Origin of the sequence: Streptomyces sp. R302 (assembly GCF_012927245.1) — a bacterium.
In the GTDB taxonomy this organism is placed as follows: Bacteria; Actinomycetota; Actinomycetes; order Streptomycetales; family Streptomycetaceae; genus Streptomyces.
On the sequence record NZ_JABBGE010000007.1, the window covers coordinates 1 to 22,662 of the forward strand.

Genomic DNA, 22,662 nt, shown 5'->3' on the forward strand with positions numbered 1-22,662 from the left:
CACCAGTTCAAACGACTCCGCACCCGCTACGAGCGACGCGCCGATCTCCACCAGGGCCTGCTCGAACTGGCCTGCAGCCTCGTATGTCTCCGCCGCCTCCGAACCGCATTCTGAAACGATCAGTAAGGACTCCAGCGCGTCTACGCGCTGTTCGGGCTCGACGCGAGCCAAAACCCATACATCAAGGACAAGAAGCTGAGCACGGCACTCCTGCAAGACGCTTTCAGGCACTGACGGCGGCTCTCTCCCCTCCTGGTACGTCGAACGGCTCCGCTCCCGCTGGCTGACATCTCAACGCTGAAATGACCTACCTCGGCCCCTGTCCGTGCCGTTCCGAGCAGCCATGCCGACGGCTCTTCCCGCACACCAGACGGGCTGGAGCCGGCTGCACACTCGCCAGCTCCAGCGATCGGGTACAGCACCCCGTTCAAAGCGACTGGCAACTTCAGAAACCTGGCGGTGGGCGTCACCACAGGAAGAGATTGTCGAGCCGTGCCCGGCTCGCTTGCCGAGAGTGTGCTCCGGACGCCGGCATCCAGCCGGTCATGCGGATCCCTCAGTGAGTGAGACTGGTGTGTGGGACGCAGATCGGCCCCGGACCCGGAAGGAGTGGAATGGACATCGTGTACGCCGCGCAGACGGCCTCCTTCGGCGAATTCCTCGACGCGTACGACCCTTCTCAGCCGAACGCCGAGGTGAACGGTCGCAGCGTCCTGATGGGCGCGCTGACGAACGTGGACCCTGGTGCGCGCAGCGCGATCGCGAACCGCCTCCTCGACGACGGCGCCGACGCGACGACGGCCCATGACGGCGTGAACGCGCTGCACGTCCTGCTCGGCAGCGCTCATCTCGCTCCCGAACTCGAAGCGCCGCTGCTGCGCCGACTGCTCGACGACGGCGCCGACGTCAACGCCGTGGCGGAGGGCTACGGAACGCCGTTGCAGCTGCTCATGAGCCAGTTCGCCTACACGGACGAGACGCTCGCGCCGTTCTACGACGTGCTGTTCGCACGAGGCGATCTCGACCTGCTGATGACCGGAGCCTTCGGGAAGTCTGCCTACGCCCTTGCGGTGAAGACCAGGCGCCGGCAGGGACTCAGGGCCCGGATGGAGCGATACCTGGCCGTCCACGGCATCGGGATTCCCTCCGTGCTCTGAAAAGAGACGACATCGACTGGGGCGCCACCCTCGGCAGCGACGGAGACGCAGGCCGGGGCTTCGAAGCGGAGCGGGGTGCGGCTGGCTCGCCGACGGCGGTCTGACGCGTACACAGCAACAGGGCCCATCCCCGGCGGTTCAAGCGATGGGCCCTGCTCCTGCGCACGGGAAGGGATCACGCCGAGTTCCGCGGCCACCCCGGCATCCTCGACGGCAGTGGCCCACTGGGCGCCACGGACGGCACGGGCACAGACCGATCTCCAGCAACCCAGCCCATACCCACTTCCGCCGGGACGGTAGGTTGACCAGCTGAAACACGCGTCGATGGGGTGGGAAATGGTGTGGTGGAACCCGGGCAGAGAACGCACGCGCGCCCTGAGGGGTATCGCAGGCCTCTTCGTGATCGCTGCTACGGCGGCCTGCTCCGCGAGCGAGCCTCCAGCGGAAACGGCCACGTACCGCGAGGGCAGGCAAGCGGGTGTCGAACTGCGCGAGACAGGCACCTGGCCGGACATCTCCCGGACCAAGGCCGAGGCACTGTGCGAACGGTCCTACGTGATGACCCTGGGCCTGTCGGGCACAGAAGCGGAGGAATTCACCGACGGTTGCGCGACAGAACTCATCGCAGACTGACCGGCCAGCCGCCGAGCCCCCCGGAGATCACGGCGACCGGGACCCGAAGAACGCGCCCGCCGAACCAAAGCAGCACAGAGCCGGCCGACACCCACCGAAGCGCGCACGGACGATGACCGACCTGAACCAGAATCCCTCCCCCACCCGCGCAGGAAGCAGATCAACCTGAACGCCGCCCTTGCGGGCACGGAGAGCAAAGCTTGTGAGTGGGCGGGGAGACGTCTCGGTGGACTACGAGTACACCTGCCACCAGCGGTCGGCCTCGGCGCGGGTTGCTTCGGCGTCGTACTGATGTGCGTCGAAGTGGAGTTCCGGCGGCGGGTAGGGGGGCGGGGGCGAGCGGGGACCACTGCGGCACCTCCCCTCCGACCACTGGACGATGTCGCCAAACCGCTGCACGACCGCGGTCAGGAAGTCGCAGCACCCAGCCGTGCACTCTGGCTCAGCGGTCGCCCGCAACGGGCTGGGCAGCCCCGCCGGCAGCATCACGGCGGCGTACGGTCCGCGGCACCCGGTCCATCACGCGTCTCCCACCCACCAGAACGAAGCGGCCAGTAGGTCCCGCCGGTTCTCATGAACACCGCCCCGGACTCGGATGGCGCGCCACCCTCGAAACCATCCCCGCGCAAGCCAAGCCACTGCCGCCGCGGCCAGGTTGATGGGGCGCGGTGTTTCGGCTTCCTTGCGGCGCAGGATGGTGATCAGCTCGCCGCCCGCGTGCAGGCGCAGCTCCGGTCTCGGGCCCGTTCAGGACAATCCCACTGCCATCGTTCCGCCGGGCTCGCCCAGACCGTCTCGCGGGTGACCGGGGCCGACAGGGGCCGGTCAGACACGGGGGATGAAGTCGGGGTTGATTCCGAGCGCGCTGACTCCAGCACGCACTTCCTCCATGAACTCGACGATACTCTCCCAGGGCGCCTGGGAGACGTGGATGTCCGGGGAGTAGACGGAGCCGAACCGCCAGCCGCAGCGCACGTTGGCCATGCGGATGGCGTAGAGCCAGTCGGCCGCCTCATGGGTGAGTCCGGCGTGGATCGCGTCGGCGACTGCCTCCCGCCAGGCGTCGACGGCTTCCTCGGCCCTGCCTTCCAAGCAGTTCCTTCGCGCTTCGCGTGCCTTGATCAGCGCAGCGTGCCGTCCCGGGACGGTCTGGTTTCGGGCCGCCTTGAGAAGGGTTCGGCGTTCTGCATCGTCGTATTCGGCTCGCATGAGGCGCGCAGTCGGACGAGGGTGTCGTCGTCGTGGTCGTCCCGGCGCTGTTCCTCGGCCTCCTGGACAGCCTTGTCGATGAGGAGCCGGTGATTGGCAGGCAGATCGTGCCCCAGGGCGAAGCGGCGTTCGACGGAGAGGAGGAAGAGGACAGGCCGGTAGGCGGCATGGTGGTCCGGCCCCGCGTACAGGACATCGGCGAGTGTGTCGTACGACGTGCCGAGGGAGTGAAGCACTGCTTCAACGGCCGTGCGGATGATTTGTGCGTGCCGTCGGATCTGGGGCCTGCTGCAACTCTGCTTCCTCTGCCTTGCGGGCGAGCTCGTCGAGCAGTCCCGCCAGCCTTCTCGGCTCGTGCCTGTCGCCGGCATGGAGTGCTTCGGCGGCGAGGCGGGCGGCGAGATCGGCTGCGTGGTCTCGTGCTTCTGCGGCTTGCAGGGCCTCCAGCTGCCGCTCGCGCAGTACGGTCGCGTGGCCACGGAAGCCGGCGTCTTCCATCCGGGTGGCGATGTCGCCGTACTTGCGTGCCGATTGTTCGGGCGCGGTGGCGTACTCGTCCTTTGCCGCGCGCAGGATCGGTCGCACGACACGGGTGGTGAGTGGCCCCAAGAGGATGCGGTCTGCCAGTTCCCTGCCGGTCGGGCAGGGGGGCGGGTACGCCGGTGAGCGGTGTGCCGGTACAGAAGAACTCTGCTGTCTCACGGGACCAAAAACGAGCAACGACATCGGCCTGGGAAGCTAGGAAGTCGTTGATCTGCTCGGCGCCCCACAGATCCAGTTCCAGGTCCTGGGGACTCTTCTGCCGGCGGTGAAACTCGTCGGCGAGCTGGGTGCGTTCCGTTCCGGCGGATGTGGCGATGATCATCTACCGGGCGTCGAATGGGCGATCTCCGGTGGCGAACTCCTCGACAGCAGCACGCAGCTGGCCGGCCGTGAACGTCTTGTAGTCCTCGCACTGCACGACGACAACCTGCTCGCTACGGCGAGGATGAGCTTCTCGAATCGGTCCCAGCCGATCGACAGGTCGAGGTCAGCACCTGGCGGTCGGGTACCTGGGAACCTCCGGGCGGCGGGAGCCTGAGTGTCTGGTCGTCCAGGAGCGACTACCAGCGGGAGGTGCCGGAAGCGGGTGCTGTCGGGGTGCTGTCGGGCTGGTCCACGAGCGTTTGTGGCAGCTGGGTCCGACCCTGCCCTGAGCGTTCGCCTGTGCTGCGGTCAGCATCTCCGCACGCGTGGGGTCCCCCCAACACGGTCTACTCCGTTGAACTACGACGGCCCCTCGGGGGACGCCGGACCGGCCCCCTCCTGAACCGGGTCCTCCCGCGGGAAGTCCCCAGCGTCGTCCGGCTGCACCTGAGGTGGCACTGGATTCGGGCGGTCGGGTCGGAGCAGTGCGGGCGGATTCGGCCCGGTGAGATAGCAGCGCAGCCGGAGGCGTGCGATGGACCGGACCCGGGGCCCGGGCCGGTGTACGTCGATGGCCACGCGGATCCTTGGGAGCGATGCCAGCAGGCGCCCGGCCCACAGGAGGCCCAGGACGGTCCGGTCCCGCCGTCGCTGCCAGCGGGTGCGGTGCATCTGCCGTTCGTGCTCCCTCTCACTGATGCGCCGACGTAGCCGGTCGCGTTCGTCGATGAGGGCGTCGTAACGGGCGGCGTCGGTTCCGGCCAGCAGAGCCAGCACCGCGTTGACGCCCAGAGCCTTCATCAGGTGCGGCTCGTACCTGTCGGGCAGTCGGTCGGCCAGCGCACGGTAGAACAGGACCGCCCGCGCACTGCACAGCAGCGCCTCGGTGTACCTCTCCAGTTCGTCGAGTACGGAGGCCTGTGCCAACAGGGCCCGGGCCAGCTGCGCCAGTTGCACCGAGTGGCGCTCCTCGGCCAGTTCGAGGGAGAGAGCGACGCATTCTTCCAGGACCTCAAGGGCGCGAACGTGCTCACCAGCGGCGGTCAGATCGGCCGCGTGGTTGTGCAGCGAGTCGAGCAGGTCGCGCAGATGGGCATCGGGTACAGCGAGCGCGAGCCGGCGCCTGACCTGGACCGCGAGGCCGCTGACCCTCGCGGCGTCCTCGACAGCGGTGAACACGGCGGCGTAGCGGTTCGCCAGATTGTGGAGTACGCCTCCGAGTACCTCGTCGTAGCCGCTGGGCCGGTCCCGGGCCAGGCCGGTCAACAGGTCGAGCGCCTGCTCGCAGGACGTGAGCGCCGCCGCCAGTTCGCCCTTCGCGGCGAGCGGGACGGACCGGTTGCTCAGTGCGACGGCCAGCCGCAGCCGGTGATGCCCCTCCTCGTCGCCGCCCTCCTCCACCAGCCGTTCGCCCATCGTGACGGCCTCGGTCGCCGCGGCGAGCGCGTCCTGGTCGAGTGCCAGTTCCGAAAGCGCCATCGACCGGAAGCTCAGTGCGTCCACCAGATCCTTCTGGAACTCCTCGGGGGAGCCATGGGCCAGCACGCGGTAGATCCCCACCGCGCGGCTGCTCGCTGCGAGTGACTCCTCCCAGCGATGAATCGCGCCCAGCCTCAACGCGAGCTCGTGTTCGGCGGCCGCCCACCCCGCTCGCTCGCGGACGGGTCCTATGCGCCCGCCGGCCCGCCACAGCACCCGGTTCCGCCGGACCGCGCGGAGCCGCACGGCGAGCCGGACGGCTTCGTCACCCAGCAGCCGACTGCGCTGGGGGACGGCCGAGAGGAGGCGCTCCGCCAGCTCGACCGGCAGGTCGGCCCGTTGCACCACCGTACTGACGGGGTTCACGAGCACTCCGGGGTTCTCGGACCGTACGGCGACCGTCACGGCCGGCACGACGAGTCGCCGAGGGAACGTCCGGACCAGGTCGTCGATCTTCCCCGCGAGATCGGGGTCCAGTCTGACCGGGAGCGCCGCCGCGCGGGCCAGGACGGTGAGCGGATGTTCGGCCTCGGATTCCTCCAGTTGCGGCAGGAGGGACGTCAGAAGACCGGAGCCGCCGTGGACCCGCCGAGCCACGTGGTACTCGCTGAGGCGGTCAGGTGCCAGCGCGCCCCAGTAGGAGTCGTTGATGTCGGGGTAGAGATCGCGCAGCCAGCGGGTCAGGGCGGTCAGCACCTTCTCGCTGAGACCTGCGAGCGCGGGGGCGGTGGCGAGCAGCTGCACGGCCCGGTCCCCGTTCCGTACCCGGGTGAGCGTCGCGAGGGCGACGGCCTCGGCGAGCACACCGGCTTCGAGGTCCGCGAGGGCTGGGTACTGTGCGGCTGTCCGCCGCCAGTAGCCCTCTTCGTGGTCGAGCAGCAGGCTCTCCACGTCGACCTCCGAGTCGGAGGTTCCGGAAATCCGGGGGCCCTGTCCCTTGCCGGCGTTCAGCAGGTCGGTCAGTGCCCGCATCTGAAGGACGAGTGCCGAACCCGAGGAGGCGCCCGCGAAATGCTCCGGCCCGGGAGCGAGCGAGCGCCCGGCCGCCTCCCAGTCGGTCTCCGTGTGACCGGGAAGTCGAGCGAGCCGCACCGCCAATGAGGTCACCGCCGCGCGGTAGAACCGCTGTCGTTCGGAGGCGCCCTCCGCCGCGTCCCGCAGCCGGACCACGCGGGCTCCGCCGAGAATCCCCGCGCTGCGGGGGCCGTTTCCTGGCAGGTGCTGCCACCACTCCCCGCTGCTGCGGGCAATCAGCAGGAGGCGGACCGGAGCGTCCACGGGGCGCTCCTCCAGAACCCGGAGCACATCCGTGATCAGCGAGGGTCGGGTGTCGGCGTAGTCCATGACGATGAGCAGCGGCCGATCGACCGCGGCGAGGGCTGCCAGCCCTTGCCCGTGCCCGTCTCCGACACTCGCCGGGCCGCTTTCCCGGAACTGGCAGGCCGCCCAGCCCTCGGCCGCGAGCCGTCGGGCGAACTCCCGCGCGAGGCGCGTCTTGCCCTGGCCGCCGGGTCCCACGACGAGCCGTACCGAGACGCCCTCTCCCCCGCACCATTCCCGGAGCTCGTCGAGCAGCGCGGTGCGGCCGATGAAGGGCATTGCCTCCACCTGCGGTCTCAGCAGTTCGGCCGGGGAGCGCGGCAGCCGGTGCGGAGCCGGGGACTCGCTGAGGTGCAGCAGCTCTACGGGCTCCACGACCGCGGTCCGTCCGGTCCGTTCCCGGAGTACCTCCTGGAACTCCGGGTCCCGCAGCAGCCGGTGCGCCGGGACCGCGTCGAGTTTGCCGTGGGCCCAGTTCGCGGCGTCCTCCGTGATGACGCCGCAGAGCACCCCGTGGGCCCACAGGGCCGCCCCCGACATGCCCTGCCAGCCCGAGGCCCCCGGCCCATCGGGGACCGGACCGTGGGCACTGAGTCGCCACCGGTCTCCGAGCATGCCGTCCCCGGGGTGGACGACACCGCTCACCTGGGTCGTCTCGATCTCGCCGGCGGTCCGCCCGGCCGCCGCGAAGCCGATGGCGGTGGCCGTGGTTCCCGGTAGGGAGGTGACCAGGCGTCCGTACCGCACGGGGGAGTCGCTCAACCGGCTGGGCCAGTGCTGGGCCGGCACCTCCAGAAGGAGTGCGTCCAATCCTCGTTCCCGGCCGTCCCAGACGCTGGTGCACGGGAGCAGTCCGGGCGCCTGGAGGGGCTGGACCTCAGCCCTGGCACCGGGCGGCACGGCATGGGCTGCGGTGAGGATCAGACGGGGCGCGATCACATAGCCGGAGCTGATCCGGGTCGGCCGACCTTCGTACGTGGCCCGGACAGCCACCACCCGTCGTTTGTCCATCGGGCCGAGACTGGGTCAGCCGGACGCGGGCGGCCGGAACAGGCTGCCACCCTCGACGGCACCCGTACCGCCGGGCACCTCCTCCGAGACCTGGACCGGCTGCCCGTCACCGTACACGGGCGTGAGAGTCAGGTTGATGCGGTGAGTGGTGGTTCGCGACAGCCCGGCGTTGACGTCCGCGGACACCACCCAGGCCCGGAAGCCGCCCTTGGCCGCTACGTCCTTGCGGAGTTCGACCGCGAACTCCATGCCGATGGGCCCGACTTCGAAACGGAGCCGCTCTCCGGCACCTTCGGCCGCTGCCCGAACCAGCTCGTCCCGGATCAGACCCACCGCCCGGTGGAGTTCCAACTCGTCCACTCGCGCACCACCTCTCACAGCCGTCTCGGCGAAAGCCTGTCGGACACCTCCACCCCATGAGCCACGGTCCGTACCCGATGTCCGGAATCCATTGGTAGCGGGGCTGATTCCGCACGGATTCCTCGCCGGTTGCCGGGCGACGGACCTCGCTCTCACACCGCGTGAACGGTGAGGCGCGGGCGAGGTCTGCCTGTCGGGGTTCCCGGCCGCTCCGGGCCTCACTCGACATTTGCGGGGATAGTGGACCGATCTGGGCGTCACGTTCTTCGACGACAGGCGTCTGGCGCGTGACCTCTACGCGGCGGCGAGCCAGGACTCAGTTTCAGTTTCTGGCACGAGTACGACCCCGCGCTGGTCAGGGAGCTCGTCATGCACCGGCATCTGGGAGGCGGCCCGCGGCGTCCGGCGATTCAGACGCTCCTGCGGACCCCGCGGCCGTCGTCGTGGGGGCCGGGGCGTGTGGGGAGCGCTCGGGCTGCTCCGCTGCGCGGGTGCAGCGCCGTTCGGCCAGGACGACGCCGAGCGGGCGGCCCGGCTCGTACCGGCGCTGCTGGCCGCCCTGCACCGGTACACGACCGCCGGCCCGCTCTGCCCCGAGGTTCCGCCTCTGGCGGCGGGCGTGATCACCGTCGGCCCCGATCACCGGATCAAGGCTGTCAGCCCGCAGGCGCTGCTGTGGCTGGACCAGTGGGCGGCGCGTGCCCGGGCAGAAGCCCGCCGTCAGGGCGGGTCGCTCCCCCTGGTGTGCGCGCCGCCGGCGGCCGGCCTGCGGCCGCTGGAGCGCCTGCCAGGGCCAGGTGCTCGACGCGGGCGCCACAGGCGATGTCGTCCTCGTCGTTCAGGGGGCCACCTGGGACCTCGTCCTGCCGTCCCTATGTTGCGTGGTACTCCCTCACTCCGCGGGAACGCGACGTCGTCACACAGCTCCGCACGGGAGCGTCCGTCAAGCAGATTGCCCGCCGCCTCGGCCTGTCCGCGTACACGGTCGACGACCACCTCAAGGCGGTCTTCTGGAAGACCGGAGCGGACGGGCGCGACGAACTCGGCGCGGCGCTCACCCGCTGACCCGGTCAGCGCCGGGGCCGTCTCTGATCCGTCAGCGTGACAATGGCCGCGAGCCCTTCCGGTGCCTCCTGGTGCGCCGTCCGTCCATCCCTGGCATCAGGGGGCCGCAGCGACGTGGATCCGGCCCACCGTGAAAGGGAAGACCGGTACCCAGCCGGTCGGCTCGCGCAGCGAGGCCGAGACGTACCCGCTCGTCGAGCCGCCGGCGCGCACCGTCCGGTCCGCCGGAGAATCCCGTACGGGCATGACGCGCATGACGCGCATGACGCGCACGGCTTGAGGACACGGACATGCCGTTGCCCCGTCGGGATCCCACCTCACCGAAAGACCTCACCGTGGTCCTGACCCGCGCGTTTCGTCGGTGCCCCGCTTCTCCCGCCGTTCCTGCGCGCCCCGGACGGCGCCGGGCTAGATCCGGGAGTTGCGCAGTGACTGCCACGCCGCGCCGGCCAGCGCCCGGGCCGAGCGGGGGACGGACAGGTGCTCGTGTTCGCGGTACAGCTCCCAGTTGTACTTGATCAAGGACGCCTTGTTGGAGGACAGGGAGTTCGCCTGGTGGGCCCGGTACACCGCGAGCGGCTCGGCCAGGCCGCGGGCGTCTGCGCCGTCCCGCATGATCGACAGCCACAGGGCGTAGTCCTGGCGCTTGTGCATCTCCGGCATCAGCCTCGTGCCCAGGATCCTGCGGTCGTACATGGCGGTGAGGGCGCCGATGTAGTCCCGGACCAGCATCGCGCGGTAGTCCACGTGGTCGCGCGCGCGGATCACGCGGCCGTTCGGGACCCAGTCGGTGCTCTCGCCGGTGTGGTCGGCGTCCATCTTGAAGTACGAGGTGAACGTGAGCGGCGCCGTGCCCTCGGCGGCGAAGGCGAGCTGCTTCTCGGTCTTCTCCGGCAGCCACATGTCGTCGCTGTCGAGGAAGGCGATGTAGTCGCCCCTGGCACGCTCGATCGCGAGGTTGCGGGCCCGGCCCGCGCCGCCCCGCTCGGGCGCCGACTGCGGCAGGACGCGCTCGTCCTGCTCGGCGAACTCGCGGAGCAGATCCATGGAGCCGTCGGAAGACTGGTCGTCGGTGACCAGCAGCTCCAGGTCGGCGTGGGTCTGCGTGAGCACCGACCGGACGGCGGGGCCAAGGGTCGTCGCCGAGTTGTACACGGGCATCACGACCGAGACCAGGGGCACAGCTTTTCTCCTCACAAGACCAGGAACGACAGTCCATTCAAGCACCCCGACCGAGGAGGACCTGCCATGCAGGTGGTTGTCGCCGGCCCCGGCCTGCTTCGGATGCCGGTCGGCACCGCCATGCCCGCCCCCCCCCTGCGCCACACCCCGCACGCACGCAGCTCCGGCAGCCGGACCCCGCCATGACTACCTCGACGAGTTCGAGAGGGACCGGTCCGTTGGGTGGCCGAGGAGTTCGGGGTGGAGGAAGAGGCCCTTCTGGTTCGGGGGTTTCTCCTCTTCGGGGGTCAGGGGGTGGGCTCTGGCCCAGTTGTCGCAGCGGACTCCGGTCACCTGCCAGCAGACCTCTAGGCCGGGACCGCCGCCCGCTATGGCGAAGGTGTGATCGGTGAGGGGGCGGCTGACGTGGAGGTCGGGGGCCGGGGCGCCGATCGCGGTGAGCTGGTAGCGGAAGGATTCGTTCAGCGACTCGAACCACTCGGGCAGTTCAACGGTGGCGCGGCCCTGTTCGTCGAGGGTCGCTGTGCCGTCGTACACGTTCTTCAGGTCCGGGGACTGGACGGCCGCGTGGACCAGGAAGCGGTTCTCGGGCTCGATGGGGTGGTCGATCCTGATGATGTTCACGCTGTCGGACACCGTCCCGGTGATGACGACGTCACCGTCCAGGAACGCCGCCTTCTCCGTCCCCTTCGCGTACAGGCCGGTGGCGCCGTGGGCTTCGACGCCGTAGTACTGGTCGCTGGTGCCTTTGACGCCCGGCCCCAAGGTGCACTCGCCGAGGACGCCGGCGTTCTCGCGACCGCCCTTGCCCTGCACCCCGTGGTTGTCCGTGCTGCGGCCGAACACGCCGGGGCCGTCGCCGCCGGTGCCGCGCACACCGGGGTGCGCTCCCCCGCCTTCGCCGGCGACTCCCACGTCTTCCTCGCTGATGCCCGTGACGCCGGCGCCCGTGGTGCTCGACGCGGAGACTCCGGGTCCGCTCGTACTCTCGGCCAGGACGCCCGCGCCGCTGTCGCTGACGCCCGAGAGGCCGGCGCCGTCATCGCCGGTGCCGAGGACGCCGGGGCCGGCGTCGCTGGTCCCGGAGACGCCGGGGCCGGAGGTGCCGGTCCCCCGTACGCCGGGGTCGGCTCCGCCGGCCTTCCCTTCGACGCCCACACCGCTGTCGCTCTCGCCGAGGACGCCGGGGCCCTGTTCGCTGGTGCCGGAGACGCCCGCTCCCTGTGTGCTCGTGCCGAGCACACCCGCGCCGTCGGAGGCGATGCCCTCCACTCCCGCGGACGCCGCTCCAGCCGTGCCGCGCAGGCCGACGCCCTGTTCGCTGGTGCCCGCGACTCCCGGGCCGGTGGCGGTCGCGTGTCCCTTGACGCCCGCGGCGTCGCCTCCGCCCTGGCCGCTGAGGCCGTCGCCCTTCGTACTGGTGCCCTGGACGCCGGGTCCGTCGGTGCTCGTCCCGGTCACCCCGGGTCCGCCGACCGCCTTCGCCTCCACGCCCGAGGCCGTGGCGCCGCGGGTCTCGGCGAAGACACCCGTGCCCTCCTCGCTCGTACCGCTGACTCCGGCGCCGGCGCCGGCCTCGCCGACGACGCCCGCCCCCTCCCCGCCACCGGTGCCGGTCACGCCGGCGCCCGAGGCGCTCGTGCCACGGACCCCGGGGCCGGTCTCGCCGGCGCCCGTGACGCCCGGGCCCGAGCCGGTACTGCTTCCGGTCACGCCCGGGCCGTCGACGCCCGTCCCCGACACGCCGGCGCCGGGGCCCTCGGTGCTGCCGGCCACGCCCGCGCCCCGCTCGCTCGTCCCCTGCACGCCGGGGCCCTCGCCGCCGGCGCCGAGGACGCCCGGGCTCTGATCGGTGCCCTCACCGCTCACACCCGGGCCGCCGCGGCTCGTGCCTTTCACCCCCGGCCCCTGGGTGCCGGTGCCGAGCACTCCGGGTTCGGCCCCCTTGGCGAGGCCCGACACGCCGACGCCGACGAGGCTGGTACCGAGGACTCCTGTGCCGGCGGTGCCGGAACTGCGGGAGGAGCCCAGGACCCCTACGCCGCCGTCCTTCTCATGGATGCCGAGCACGGCACCGACCTCCTTCGCCTCCGTGCTCGGCGTCCCGCTCACTCCGACGACGCCGCTGCCCTGCGCGCTGTCGCCGAAGACGGCGAACTTGACGTCCTTGGCGATGGTGTCGAATCCGGTGCCCCCGCTCTCCTGTCCCACGACCGGTCCTGCTGGGGACATGGTCGCCTCCTCTCGGGTGTGTCGGGACGTCACTCGTAGGCGATCTGTACACAGAACACCCTGGCCGTGCCGTTGGCGGCTCCGGTGATGTCGATCGTCAGGAAGTGGCGGTGCGACTCGTTCTCGATGCGCACCACCCCCGTCGCGTTCTCGGGGGTCTGCAGCACGTTCGTCGTCACGAGGGGCTCCGCGCCGACTCCCTCGTTGCCGATGGGACGCCGCTTCAGGGCGACCGTCAGGGTGCCGGCCGACTTGTTGCCGGTGACGAGAAGCGACTTCACGCGCACGCCGTCCGGGAGGACGATGCTCATGAAGCCGTGGGCCTCCGCCGCGAGCAGGGGCTTCTCGACCATGTCCACGCCCTGGATCCAGACCGGGCTGTCCTCGTCGGGGAACAGCGCGGGCGCCAGGGTGAGGTGCCGTGTCTGCACCGCCCCGCCCAGTTCTTCGATGATCGGATTGATCTGGTTCTGCGCCAGACCGGCGAACTCGGCCTCCAGCTGGTGGAAGCGACTGTTGAGGCCGTCCTCGCCGCCCGCCTGGACGCGGTGCTGGTGGTCGATCCAGTCCTTGTGACTGAACTTGGGGACGTAGTGGTCAGGCATGGCGGCCGTCCTTGCGTAGGCGGATGAAGGGGGACGAGAAGGGGTCCGTGACGTGGTAGGTCGGGAAGGTGTGCAGGCGCGGGCGTTCCGTGTCCTGGTCGTCGAGGCCGGCCAGGGTCCGCAGGCGGGCGGTGTCGCATTCGACGCCGACGGGGTGGAACCAGTTGAGGACGTTGAGGATCAGGTCGTACTGCTCCTTGGTGATCGACTTCTTGGTGACCGACGCGCCGCTGCCGGTCGCCCCGGGCTTGAGGTCGACCTCGCACCGGTAGGGCAGCAGGCCCTCGTCGGGGAGGTAGGTGGCCCGGAGCAGGACGCGTCCGGGCGTGACGCCGGCGACCGTGCAGACCGGGGCCTGGGGTGTGGTCGGTTCGGCTGTGCCGGGGCCGTCCGGGGTCGACGACCACACGAGTTCCTCGCCCAGGCCGGTGCCCAGCGGCACTTCGGCGGCGAGCCGGGGCGGGGCGGCGGGGTCCGCGCCGAGCGGCGCGGGGTCGGCGAGGAGGACGGTGCCGCTGCGGCGCGGCGCCATGACGAGGCAGGGCGGGTACGGGGCGGCGGCGGGGCTCGCGGCCAGGGCGGGCCCGCCGCGGCCGGGGCTGAACACCTGGGGCAGGCGGACGTCGGCGGCGGTGTCGACGAGCAGGACCTGGCCGACGGCCGAGGGTGAGCCGGCGGTCGCCACGTACAGCAGTTTCTCGTCGCCGCTGAGACTCAGCGCCACGGGCACGGTGCCGGGGGGAAAATCGGCGAGGACGACCTTCGGGGTCGCGTCCGGTGGGTGGTAGAGCAGGACCCGCCCGCCGCCGGCGGTGCCCGCGCCCGGGCTGATCAGGTACAGCTTCTCGCCGTCCGCCGTGACGGCGAGGGAGCGGGCCTTCGGATCGCCGGTGGCGACCGTCTCGCGCAGCATCAGCGTGGCGCGTTCGACCCGGCACCATCGGCCGTCGGCCAGGAGCGCGTACAGGGAGGGGCTGTCGGCGGCGACCGCGAGGTACCGGGGGGCGGCGGGCAGATCCAGCGGGGTGTCCGCCCGGCCGGCCGTCACGTCGAAGGCCCGCAGCTTCGCGTCGCCGCAGCCGACGTAGAGGCGGTCGGTGTCGGTGGCCAGGGCGGCCGGGCGCGGGCAGAGCAGCTCCGGCGGGTCGGCGGGCTCCAGGTCCACCGGGCCGAGGACGGCCACGCGGCCGAGCCTTTCGTGGGCGACGAACAGGCGGTCGCCGCCGAACGCGAGCGCGCCGGGGAAGGGGGCGACCCGGCGGGAGGCGCCCGGGGCGAGGTCGGGATGGGGCTGCCCCTCCACCTCCGTGAGGGTGACGGAGGTGATGCGGTGCGAGCCCGGATCGGCCAGGAAGAGCCGTGACCCGTCGGCGGCGAAGCAGGCGGCGGCGGGCGCGGCGGCGGGCGCGACCTCGAACGGGACGGACTCCTCCACCGTGACCTCCCGGGGGCCGGTGACGGTGAGCTGCTCGCCGGGGCGTACGGCGACGCGGACGGTCTCCGTTTCACCGGGGGTGGCCGGGTCGACCCGGATGTGGTCGAAGCCCGCCGCGAAGGCCCGCGCCGCGAGGGCCGAGGCGGTCAGCGTGGAGTGACGGATCCGCAGGGCCCTGCCCTGGGCGTGCAGGGCGGCGTCGGGGTCGGGCGGCGGGGCGCGGTCCGCAGCCGGCCGGCCCGCCTCCGGAGCGGCGTACGAGGCGAGGACGATGAGGGATCCGTCGGCGGGGGCGAGCAGGTCGAGCAGCCGGCCGAGGGCCTCGCCGGTGGCCCGTTGCATCAGCCGGTTCGCGTGCCCGGGGCCGGGGCCGTAGTCGACCGGGCGCGGCGGCCGGTTCAGGTCGTCGGTGCGCAGGCGCAGCATGCGCGGGTCGAAGTCGGGGGTGGGCGGGCCCGCGGCGGCGGCCTCGGTGGCGCCGTGGCGGCCGGTGCCGCTGATGCTCTCTCCGGCGCTCAGGGCGGTGTCGCGCAGACCGATCCGGACGCGGCCGGTGCCGCTGCCGACGTGGCCGCGGTACGCGACCTCGACGCGTACCGCGACGTCCCCGGCCGCGAGGGCGTGCAGGGTTCCCGGCTCGCCCGGCAGGAAGGCGGCGTCGCCCGCTCCCGAACGGAGCACGGACCAGCGGATCTCGGCGTCCCGGAGGCGGGAGGGATCGGGTTCGACGCGGAGGGTGAGGGCGTCGCCTTCCACGACGTCCGGCAGGCCCGCACCCGGGGCCGTACCCCTGCCCGCGTCCGGGCCGGGCCCGGTGCCGGGTCCGAGTCCGGTGGCGGCGGAGGCGGCCGTCGTGATGCCGAAGGCGTCCCCGCGGGGCTGGGCCGCGTAGACGTCGCCTTCTCTCGTGTGCCGGACCCAGCCGAAGCCGGCCGCGTGCGCGAGGGCGCCGAGTCGTGCCGCGTCCACGGCCGACGTTTCGGTGAGGGTGAGGAGGACGGCGCGTCCGACGCCGTGCAGGCCCGTGGCGTCGGGGGCGGGGTCGTACGCCTTGAGGACGTGCAGGGGGCCGGCGTTCGGGGCGAGCCGCTCGACGAGGGCGTCCAGGGCGCGGACGACGGTCAGTTGCATCCGGCGGGCGTCCTCGTCGTCCGCGAACGTCAGACCGGGCAGGTCGGGGTGGCTGATCAGCCAGGCGGAGTCGAAGTCGGGTTCGTCCCGGGCGGCGGTGCCGACGGCGGCCTCCTCCGGGGCGCCGAGCGTTCCGTCGGCGGCGATGGACTGGCTCACCGGAAGCGTCTTCGGCAGGACGCGCAGGAGTTGTCCGCCGGCGACCACGGGCCGCGTCTGCTCGCGCACCACGAAGGGGGCCGGATCGTCCGAGTCGGCGATCGGTCCGGCCACCGCGTTCACGGCGGCCTGGAGCGCGTCGGGCGTGGGCAGGAGCCAGCGGTGGAAGATGCGGAGCCGACGGCGGTACTGCTCGTCGGCCTCGCCGGTGACCGGTGCGAAGGTGTCCCGGGCCGTGGAGGAGAGACGCACCTCTTCGAGCAGGCCCCGGTACTGCAGGGTGGTCGTCGTCCCGTCGGCCAGGTCCTTCTCGCCCTGGCCCAGTACGAGCGCGGCGGCGCTGGTCAGCTCGCCGAGCGGGCGGGCGGTGACGTGCCGGGCCGCTTCCCGGCCGTCGAGGTGGAGCACGACGGTGCTGGTCGTGTCCGTGTGGGCGAGCGTGCCGGCGATGTGGTGGAAGGAGCCGTCGGCGAGGTCCCGGTCGGCGTACAGGTCGATCTGCGTGCCGCCGTCGGAGAGGGAGAGGCGGAGGTTGCGGTCGATGCCACGGAAGGTGCCGATGACGAGGGCCCAGCCCTTGCTGCCGGGGGTGTCGAGCCTCTCGCGCTTGGCGACCACGGGGCCGTTCGTGGTAGCCCGGTCCGGTCGCACGATCGCCTCGACGGTGAAGGGGGCGCCGGCGGGGAGGGCGAAGGCGGTGCTGTGCGCGACGGTGATGGCGCTCGCTCCCGGACCGAACGCGAAGGCGTGGGCGAAGCGGCCGGTCCGGCCGCTGTGGGCACCTCGGTTGACGCCCTCGCGGCCGTCGGTGTCGGGCGCGGCCGCGTCCTCGACGGTGGGCACCTCGGCGCCGGGGGTCGAAAGGCCCTGGTCGTCGAGCGGCGGAAGGTCGTCGAGGTGGAAGAGGGCGATGGTGTCGTCGTCGACCGTGTGCGGGCGGGGCGAGAAGCGGGGGGCGCCCAGGTCGAGGCCGAGCAGGTCGAGGCTGGCGCCGTGGGCGGTCTCGGTGTCCCGTTGGGCCGTCACGTCGTGGAGCTGCGCGGCGACGGTCTCGTGCTCGGCGCCGATGACCCAGAGCAGTTTGGCCAGGTTCCCGAGGAGGGCGGTGACCTCCCAGGTGACGGTGGTGACGGGGCCGCCCGGGTCGCGGGGGGTGAGGGAGACGAGGCGCAGCCGGTCGGTGAGGTCGGCGGCGCGGCCGGGGATCGGGATCGTGACGGCGCCGTGGGCCGGGTGTCCGGCCGGGACGCGTACCGTCACGTCCTCGGTGGTCGTGCCGTCGTCCCGGGTGAAGACGATCTCGACGGCGAGGGGTGCGGTGATGTCCTGACGGGGCGTGAGCAGGTAGCGGGGGGAGGCGGGCGGTCTGCCGTAGTGGTGCGCGTAGCCCTCGAAGTCGTACGTGCGGACGGGGATGGTCCCGTTCTCCCGCTGGGCGTCGAGCGGGACGGTGACGCGTTCCATGCCCCGGTCGTACGGGGCGGGAAGGGCGCCCCGCATGACGGTGAGGGCTCCGCCCGGCAGTGGGTCGCGGAAGCGGAGGCGGGCGCGGCGGGACGTCGTGGTCATGCGACCACGGTCCGGAGGTCGGCCATGGAGGTGTCCACGGAGAAGCGGGCGATCTCGTCGGGGGCGAGGTCCAGGTTCTCGCCCACGGACAGTTCCTGGGCGCCGCCGTATGTGGATCCGCCGTAGTGGGTCTGGCCGAAGACGGGGGCGAAGCGGCGCAGCCTCAGGTTCTGCACGTCGACGACGCCGGCGGCGGTGCGGGCGCTGAGGACGATGTCGGAGTAGAGCACGCCGTGGCCGAGGCGGAGCCGGTCGACGGAGGCGCGCACGGCGTCGAGGATCGCACCCTTGACGGCCTCCTCGTCGTGGCCCGTCTCGATGACCAGGGTGGCGCGGATCCCGACGTCCACCTGGTTGGCCGCGAGGAGGGCGGGGAAGACCGACACCGGGCGCCACTGCCGGACGACGTCGAGGACCTGGCCGTACAGGCCGGGGAAGGACGCCTCGTCCTCGGTCCAGGGCCAGCCGGGCTCGGGGGCGACGACGATGTCGAAGAAGTAGGGGGAGCCGGTCTGGCGTGCCCGGGAGAAGCCCCGGCTGCCGAACCGGAAGGTTCCGAAGGTGCGCCGGGTGGCCTCGACACCGCCGAGCGGGTCGAAGACCACCGCGTCGCGCACTCCGTTCACGTCGAGGACCTGGGCGAGCAGCGCCTCCTGGGTCCACACCGTACGGGGGACGCCGAGGAGCCGGGCCCGGTAGACGGCGTCGGGCTCGCCGAGGTCGCCGCCCTGGAAGTCCCGGGTCACGACGGCCTTGAGGGCGGCGGCACCCAGATTGAGGTTGTGCCGGGCCCATGCGGTGTCGAGCAGCAGCTCGGTGCCGAGCCGGATGTTTCCCTCGGCGCCGCGCACGACGGCCTCGACCTCGACCGTGGCCGACGACCGCTCCTTGGTGAGGGTGACCGCGCCCGTGCCGCGGAAGGCCAGCGCGGGGGCCTCGGGTGACGACGCGGTCACCAGGACGGTGCCTTGCGGGAGCACGTAGTCGCGGTCGGGTACGGCGTCGGCGAGCGTCAGGGCGACCGGGCCGTGGGCGCGCAGTTCGCGGCGGCGCAGGCCGAGGTCGCGGCCGAGCAGGTCCAGGCTGGGGCCCTGGGCGGTGCTGACGAAGTTGCCGTAGTACTGGGACTCCAGGGCCCGCCACAGCTCGTGGGTGTCGACGGCCGCGGCGTCCAGGACCTTGCGCAGGGCGCTGCCCGAGGTCAGGTCGACGTCGTCGCCGAACATGGCCCGGGCGCGGTCCTGCTGGTCGGCGATGATCCGGTCGATGCCCTTGACGACGAAGCCGTCCTCGGTGACGCCGAACCGTTCCTCGGTGGTCATGGGGTCCCCCTTGCTCGGAGGGTGAGAGCGGTGCTCGCGATGGTGTCGACGACGGCGAAGACCGCGTAGACGCGGGCGGCGTGCGCGGCGGCCAGCTCCCGGCGGTGGGTCTCCTCGTCGAGCCCGGGCCGGAGTTCGAGGTAGCGCGGGTCGTCGTCGAAGAAGACCTCGCGCACATCGGTGACCCGCCGGTCCGAGCTGAGGCAGCGGACGAGTTCCATGGTGAGGAACTCCTTGCGGGTGGGCAGGTCGTGGGCGTAGGCGCTGATGGCGAGTCGGTCGAAACCGAACGGCGTGTTGAGCCGGTCGCTCCCCGCCTGGGTGGCGACGCCCAGCTCCAGCGCCTGGCGCAGCGCCTCGGCGCCGACGACGAGCGCGAGGTCGAGGGAGCGACCGTCGAGGACGAGGTCGCCTTCGTCGAGGGCGAGGCTGCTGCCGAGGCTGGGCGCGCCGTCGCGGGGGCTCTCGGCGGGGAGGTACGGGAGGACTGCGGCGTCCAGGTCCGGGCCGCGCGCCGCCGTGCCCGCGGCGGTCGCGATCGACGTGGCGGCGAAGGGCCCGGCGAAGGACCCGCCGGGGGCCGGGGCGGTGGTCGGCGGCGGCAGCCGGGGCGGGGCGGGGCCCGCCGTGAGGGGGTCGCCGGGGCGGCCGCCCGGTAGGGGGTCGGGTGGGACGGGTCCTGCCGTGGGGGTGTCGGCGGGACGGGCGACCGCGGGACGGTCGGGCGGGGCTGGCCCCGCCGTGGGCGTGTCGGCGGGGCGGTCGGGCGGGACGGGTCCTGTCGTGGAGGCGTCGGCGGGACGGTCATCGTGTCGGCCATGGGGTCCGGTGCCGGACATCACAGGGTCTCCAGTACGGACTGGCCGGGGTCGGCGACCGTCCAGCGGTCGGTTCCCAGGCCGCTCACGGCGATCCCGCCGGCCGTGGCGAGCAGGACCGGGGTGCCGCCGACGGTCAGCTTGGTCGACCAGCCGTCGGGGGTCGCCGGGGAGATGGTGCAGGGCACGAAGCCGCCGGTCGTGGATGCGGTGCAGGGCGAGACCATGCCCGGTACGGGGGTGGTCGGCGAACCGAACGTCACACCGCCCTCCTTGCCGGCGAGCACGACTCCCTTGCCCTTGACCGTGACCCGGGGGTCGCCGGTCATGAGCCTCAGCCTGCCCTGGTGGTTGCATTGGATGATCGCGCCTGCGACGAGTACGAGAGGCATCAGCTGATCGCCACCTTCCCCTTGCCGATCGTGACGGTCACCCCGCCGGACGTGAGGACCACGTCGTGCGATCCGCCGTCGACGGTGACGTTCCCGTCGGCGTCGATCTTGACGGTGGTGCCGGACTTGTGGGTGAGCAGGAAGACCTCGGCGTCGCCTTCTTGGGGCCGCTCGCCGACCTCCGTGCAGGCCGCCGTGCCGATGGCGACCTTCAGGCCGATCGCCTCCACGACCCGTCGGCCGTCCGCGGCGATCAGGTCGTTGACGCCCTTGCCGGTGGGCAGCGCGGTACCGGCGCCGCTGGTGAGTCCGGTGGGCAGACAGAGCCACCAGTCGCCCTCATGGGACTTGGGGCGGTCCGTCTTGGGATCGTTGGGCCACAGGAAGCCGGCCACGACGGTGTCGTCGGTGTTGTCCCGTACCTGGTTGAGCAGGGCGCGCATGCCCTCGTACACCGGGACCGACAGGCCGACCTTGTGCCAGGCGAACGGCGAGGCGAGGGGCTTGTCGCGGCGTGTCGGATCGCCTCCGGTGATCGGCAGGTCGACGCTGGGCGAGGCCATCGCCTCGTTGGGCCGCTGGCCGCTCAGCACGGTCGCCACCCGCCGGTCCGGCTGTGCCCGGTCGATGACGCCGACGTCGACGGACGGGTTGACGGCGGCCTGCTCCTGGGCCTTGCCGGAGATCAGGTCGGCGATCGAGTGGGCCGTGGCCTTGCGGGCCAGGTCACTGAGCCGGTGGTTGCCGCCCTCCATGTCGAACTCGACCGCCCGGCCGCCGCAGGTGTATCCGCCGCGCGGCGAGAACGTGTGGGCGAGCTGGAGGATCCGGAAGCCGCGGAACGGATTCGCGTACCCCTCCACGCCGGCCGCCACCATCATTCCCGCCCGGAGGGAGGGGACACCGAGCACCGTGAAGTCGAAGGCCTCCACCTTGGCCGGGTCCTTCGGGTCGGTTTCGAGGGGCTGTCTGCCGACCGTGCCCAACTGGGCGGGTCGGAATTCGGCGAGCCGGGCGATCGTCATCGTCCTCGGCACCACGAGGCACTCCTCGCCACCGATCGCGGCGGCGAGAGCGGCCACCGGGGGGATGTGGGGGAACCTGCCCGCGGGCGGGTGCACGACGGTCTTGCCGCACTGGACCGTGCCGTCCTGGACGAGGATCTCGTACGCGTACTGGTCGGCGACCGCCCTGAGCAGCGCGAAGGCGTTCTTTCCGGTCTTGGTGATCTCGCGGAGGTAGGCGCAGGGTTCCGGCAACCCCACGACGTCGACCCCGGCGAGCCCCGCGATGTGCTTCGCGGCGTCGTGGGGCGTCGTCTCGGGCAGCGAGAAGCGGGCCCTGGGCGGGTCGCTCCCCGGGTCGGTGTGGGCGAGCAGCCGGTACGCGGCCTCCTCGTAGCCGGTGAGGCGGATGGCCAGCGGGGGGTAGCGGGTCGCGGACCTGATCGCGTCGACCCTGCCGGACAGGACCACCTCCCGCCCGGAAGGGTCGTCCAGGTATCCGAGGTGGATGTCGACGTCGATCCCGCCCTCGGGACCGGCCTTCTTCTCCCCGAGCGCGCCGGTCAACTTCTGGTGCAGGTCGAGGGGCAGATCGGCGAAGGTGATGTCGAACTTGCCGGGTTCACCGATCTCGTACTTGACGACGATCTCGGCGTCGGCGAGCACCGATCCGCTGCGGACGTCGTTCGAGACCTTCAGCCGCAGGCTCGGGAAGTCGATCGCGTACCAGAGGATCACGCCCATCGCCGCGCCACCCCGATCACGATCCGGGAGCCGTAGTGACCGCCGCCGTTGAGGTTGCCGCGGGCCACGATCGCCTCCACCAGCTTCAACGCCAACGGACCCGCCTGGTGGACGAGGTCCGGTTCGGGCACGAGCTTGCCGAGGAAGAGCACGCGCGGGCCGTCGGGGCCGGGGCCGGTCACCCGCAGCACCAGGTGACCGGGGGGCGTGGGCTGCAACGCGGGATCCATCGGCTGCGGGACCCGGCTCCACTCCGCAAGGTCGTACAGCGTCTCCGGCGGATCGTCCTCGCCGCCCTCGAAGTTGGCGTAGAGGGCGAAGTCGAAGGCGGTGTCGCCGACCGGACAGCGGAAGACCTGGGGAAGCCCGGCGTCGGACTCGACCGGCAGACGGTGGAAGAGCGGTTCGACGGTCACAGTCCACCTCCCAGCTGGCGGTCCGGCGGGAGCATCTCGCTCACGGTGGGGATCGCGACCGAGCCGGCGGCCAGCGCGAGGTCCAGGGCCTCCCCGAGGATGGCGGTCAGACTGGAGCGCGGTACCTGTTCCAGGTTGATGGTGACGTCCAGGGCGTCCCGCTTCTGGTTGGACTGGGTGAAGCGCAGACTGGTGATCTGCATGTCGAGACTGACCGTCATCCCGCAGACCACCGGCAGCCCGGCCACCTTCATCAACGGCGCCGTGGAACCCGCCAGCGCACGGGAGGTCAGCGCCATCGCCTCCAGGCCCTTCTTGGACAGCAGCCGGGTCCTGCCGACGAGCACGGCTTCGACGCTGATCGTCCTGGTCGTCGGCGAGACGAGCTGGGCCAGGCGGCTGCCCGCGATCCGGGCCACCTGATAGCCCTCGCTGAGGGAGAGGCTGGTGACGGTGAACAGCGGGACCGCGCCGATCAGGACGGGAACGTTCACACCGGCGGGCATGGTCCGC

General features: G+C 72.0%; 19 protein-coding genes and 1 pseudogene. 4 read left to right on the top strand and 16 right to left on the bottom strand.

Features of this window, described 5'->3' with window-relative positions; all coding sequences use genetic code 11:
* The 3 genes and pseudogenes from HHL19_RS21720 to HHL19_RS21730 form a co-directional block, all read left to right on the top strand.
* Window positions 1–114, top strand: a pseudogene (locus HHL19_RS21720) (IS5/IS1182 family transposase); the annotation flags it as partial.
* A 509-nt stretch (window positions 115–623) separates the two neighbouring features.
* On the top strand, window positions 624–1,157 hold the full coding sequence (locus HHL19_RS21725; RefSeq protein ID WP_169092001.1) for a hypothetical protein: 534 nt from the start codon (window positions 624–626) through the stop codon (window positions 1,155–1,157).
* 336 nt (window positions 1,158–1,493) lie between these two features.
* Window positions 1,494–1,790 carry a hypothetical protein gene (locus HHL19_RS21730; RefSeq protein ID WP_169092002.1) on the top strand — a complete coding sequence of 99 codons (297 nt, stop codon included), beginning with the start codon at window positions 1,494–1,496 and terminating at the stop codon, window positions 1,788–1,790.
* Window positions 1,791–2,615: 825 nt separating this feature from the next.
* Here HHL19_RS21730 and HHL19_RS21735 read toward each other — a convergent pair.
* The 5 genes from HHL19_RS21735 to HHL19_RS21755 all read right to left on the bottom strand — a co-directional run bounded on the left by HHL19_RS21735 (window position 2,616) and on the right by HHL19_RS21755 (window position 8,075).
* Window positions 2,616–2,882: a hypothetical protein gene (locus tag HHL19_RS21735; protein WP_169092003.1), complete on the bottom strand. Its 267-nt coding sequence runs from the start codon at window positions 2,880–2,882 to the stop codon at window positions 2,616–2,618.
* Between the two features lie 29 nt (window positions 2,883–2,911).
* Window positions 2,912–3,235: a hypothetical protein gene (locus tag HHL19_RS21740; protein WP_169092004.1), complete on the bottom strand. Its 324-nt coding sequence runs from the start codon at window positions 3,233–3,235 to the stop codon at window positions 2,912–2,914.
* 4 nt (window positions 3,236–3,239) lie between these two features.
* Window positions 3,240–3,584 (bottom strand): hypothetical protein, encoded by a 345-nt coding sequence (locus tag HHL19_RS21745; protein ID WP_169092005.1) that lies wholly within the window; start codon window positions 3,582–3,584, stop codon window positions 3,240–3,242.
* Between the two features lie 681 nt (window positions 3,585–4,265).
* Entirely contained in the window at window positions 4,266–7,514 is a 3,249-nt protein-coding gene (locus HHL19_RS21750; RefSeq protein ID WP_169092006.1) for a hypothetical protein, read from the bottom strand.
* Window positions 7,515–7,730: 216 nt separating this feature from the next.
* Window positions 7,731–8,075, bottom strand: a complete 345-nt coding sequence (locus HHL19_RS21755; RefSeq protein ID WP_169091998.1) for a trypco2 family protein — start codon at window positions 8,073–8,075, stop codon at window positions 7,731–7,733.
* 822 nt (window positions 8,076–8,897) lie between these two features.
* On the opposite strand from HHL19_RS21755, the gene HHL19_RS21760 reads away from it, so the two are divergent.
* Window positions 8,898–9,140: a helix-turn-helix transcriptional regulator gene (locus HHL19_RS21760; RefSeq protein WP_169092007.1), complete on the top strand. Its 243-nt coding sequence runs from the start codon at window positions 8,898–8,900 to the stop codon at window positions 9,138–9,140.
* Between the two features lie 96 nt (window positions 9,141–9,236).
* On the opposite strand, the gene HHL19_RS21765 is transcribed toward HHL19_RS21760, so the two are convergent.
* The 11 genes from HHL19_RS21765 to HHL19_RS21815 form a co-directional block, all read right to left on the bottom strand.
* Complete coding sequence (locus HHL19_RS21765; RefSeq protein ID WP_169092008.1) at window positions 9,237–9,413, bottom strand: hypothetical protein; 177 nt, start codon at window positions 9,411–9,413, stop codon at window positions 9,237–9,239.
* A 135-nt stretch (window positions 9,414–9,548) separates the two neighbouring features.
* Entirely contained in the window at window positions 9,549–10,322 is a 774-nt protein-coding gene (locus HHL19_RS21770; protein WP_169092009.1) for a glycosyltransferase family 2 protein, read from the bottom strand.
* 186 nt (window positions 10,323–10,508) lie between these two features.
* A complete protein-coding gene (locus tag HHL19_RS21775; RefSeq protein WP_169092010.1) occupies window positions 10,509–12,554 on the bottom strand; it encodes a hypothetical protein in 2,046 nt (681 codons plus the stop codon).
* A 29-nt stretch (window positions 12,555–12,583) separates the two neighbouring features.
* Complete coding sequence (locus HHL19_RS21780; protein WP_169092011.1) at window positions 12,584–13,159, bottom strand: hypothetical protein; 576 nt, start codon at window positions 13,157–13,159, stop codon at window positions 12,584–12,586.
* Window positions 13,152–17,453, bottom strand: coding sequence for a LamG-like jellyroll fold domain-containing protein (locus HHL19_RS21785; RefSeq protein ID WP_169092012.1), 4,302 nt, complete (start codon window positions 17,451–17,453; stop codon window positions 13,152–13,154). Before HHL19_RS21785 ends, HHL19_RS21780 begins: the two co-directional genes overlap by 8 nt.
* Window positions 17,450–18,775: a baseplate J/gp47 family protein gene (locus HHL19_RS21790; RefSeq protein WP_169092013.1), complete on the bottom strand. Its 1,326-nt coding sequence runs from the start codon at window positions 18,773–18,775 to the stop codon at window positions 17,450–17,452. Before HHL19_RS21790 ends, HHL19_RS21785 begins: the two co-directional genes overlap by 4 nt.
* Complete coding sequence (locus tag HHL19_RS21795; RefSeq protein WP_169092014.1) at window positions 18,772–19,614, bottom strand: hypothetical protein; 843 nt, start codon at window positions 19,612–19,614, stop codon at window positions 18,772–18,774. Before HHL19_RS21795 ends, HHL19_RS21790 begins: the two co-directional genes overlap by 4 nt.
* Complete coding sequence (locus HHL19_RS21800) at window positions 19,614–19,985, bottom strand: hypothetical protein (protein WP_169092015.1); 372 nt, start codon at window positions 19,983–19,985, stop codon at window positions 19,614–19,616. Before HHL19_RS21800 ends, HHL19_RS21795 begins: the two co-directional genes overlap by 1 nt.
* Window positions 19,985–21,733 (bottom strand): hypothetical protein, encoded by a 1,749-nt coding sequence (locus HHL19_RS21805; protein ID WP_169092016.1) that lies wholly within the window; start codon window positions 21,731–21,733, stop codon window positions 19,985–19,987. Before HHL19_RS21805 ends, HHL19_RS21800 begins: the two co-directional genes overlap by 1 nt.
* The gene (locus HHL19_RS21810; protein ID WP_169092017.1) at window positions 21,724–22,149 is read right to left on the bottom strand and encodes a hypothetical protein; all 426 of its coding nucleotides are present in this window, start codon (window positions 22,147–22,149) and stop codon (window positions 21,724–21,726) included. The genes HHL19_RS21805 and HHL19_RS21810 overlap by 10 nt, the downstream gene beginning before the upstream one ends.
* Window positions 22,146–22,655 carry a hypothetical protein gene (locus tag HHL19_RS21815; protein WP_169092018.1) on the bottom strand — a complete coding sequence of 170 codons (510 nt, stop codon included), beginning with the start codon at window positions 22,653–22,655 and terminating at the stop codon, window positions 22,146–22,148. The genes HHL19_RS21810 and HHL19_RS21815 overlap by 4 nt, the downstream gene beginning before the upstream one ends.
* Window positions 22,656–22,662: the final 7 nt, after the last annotated feature.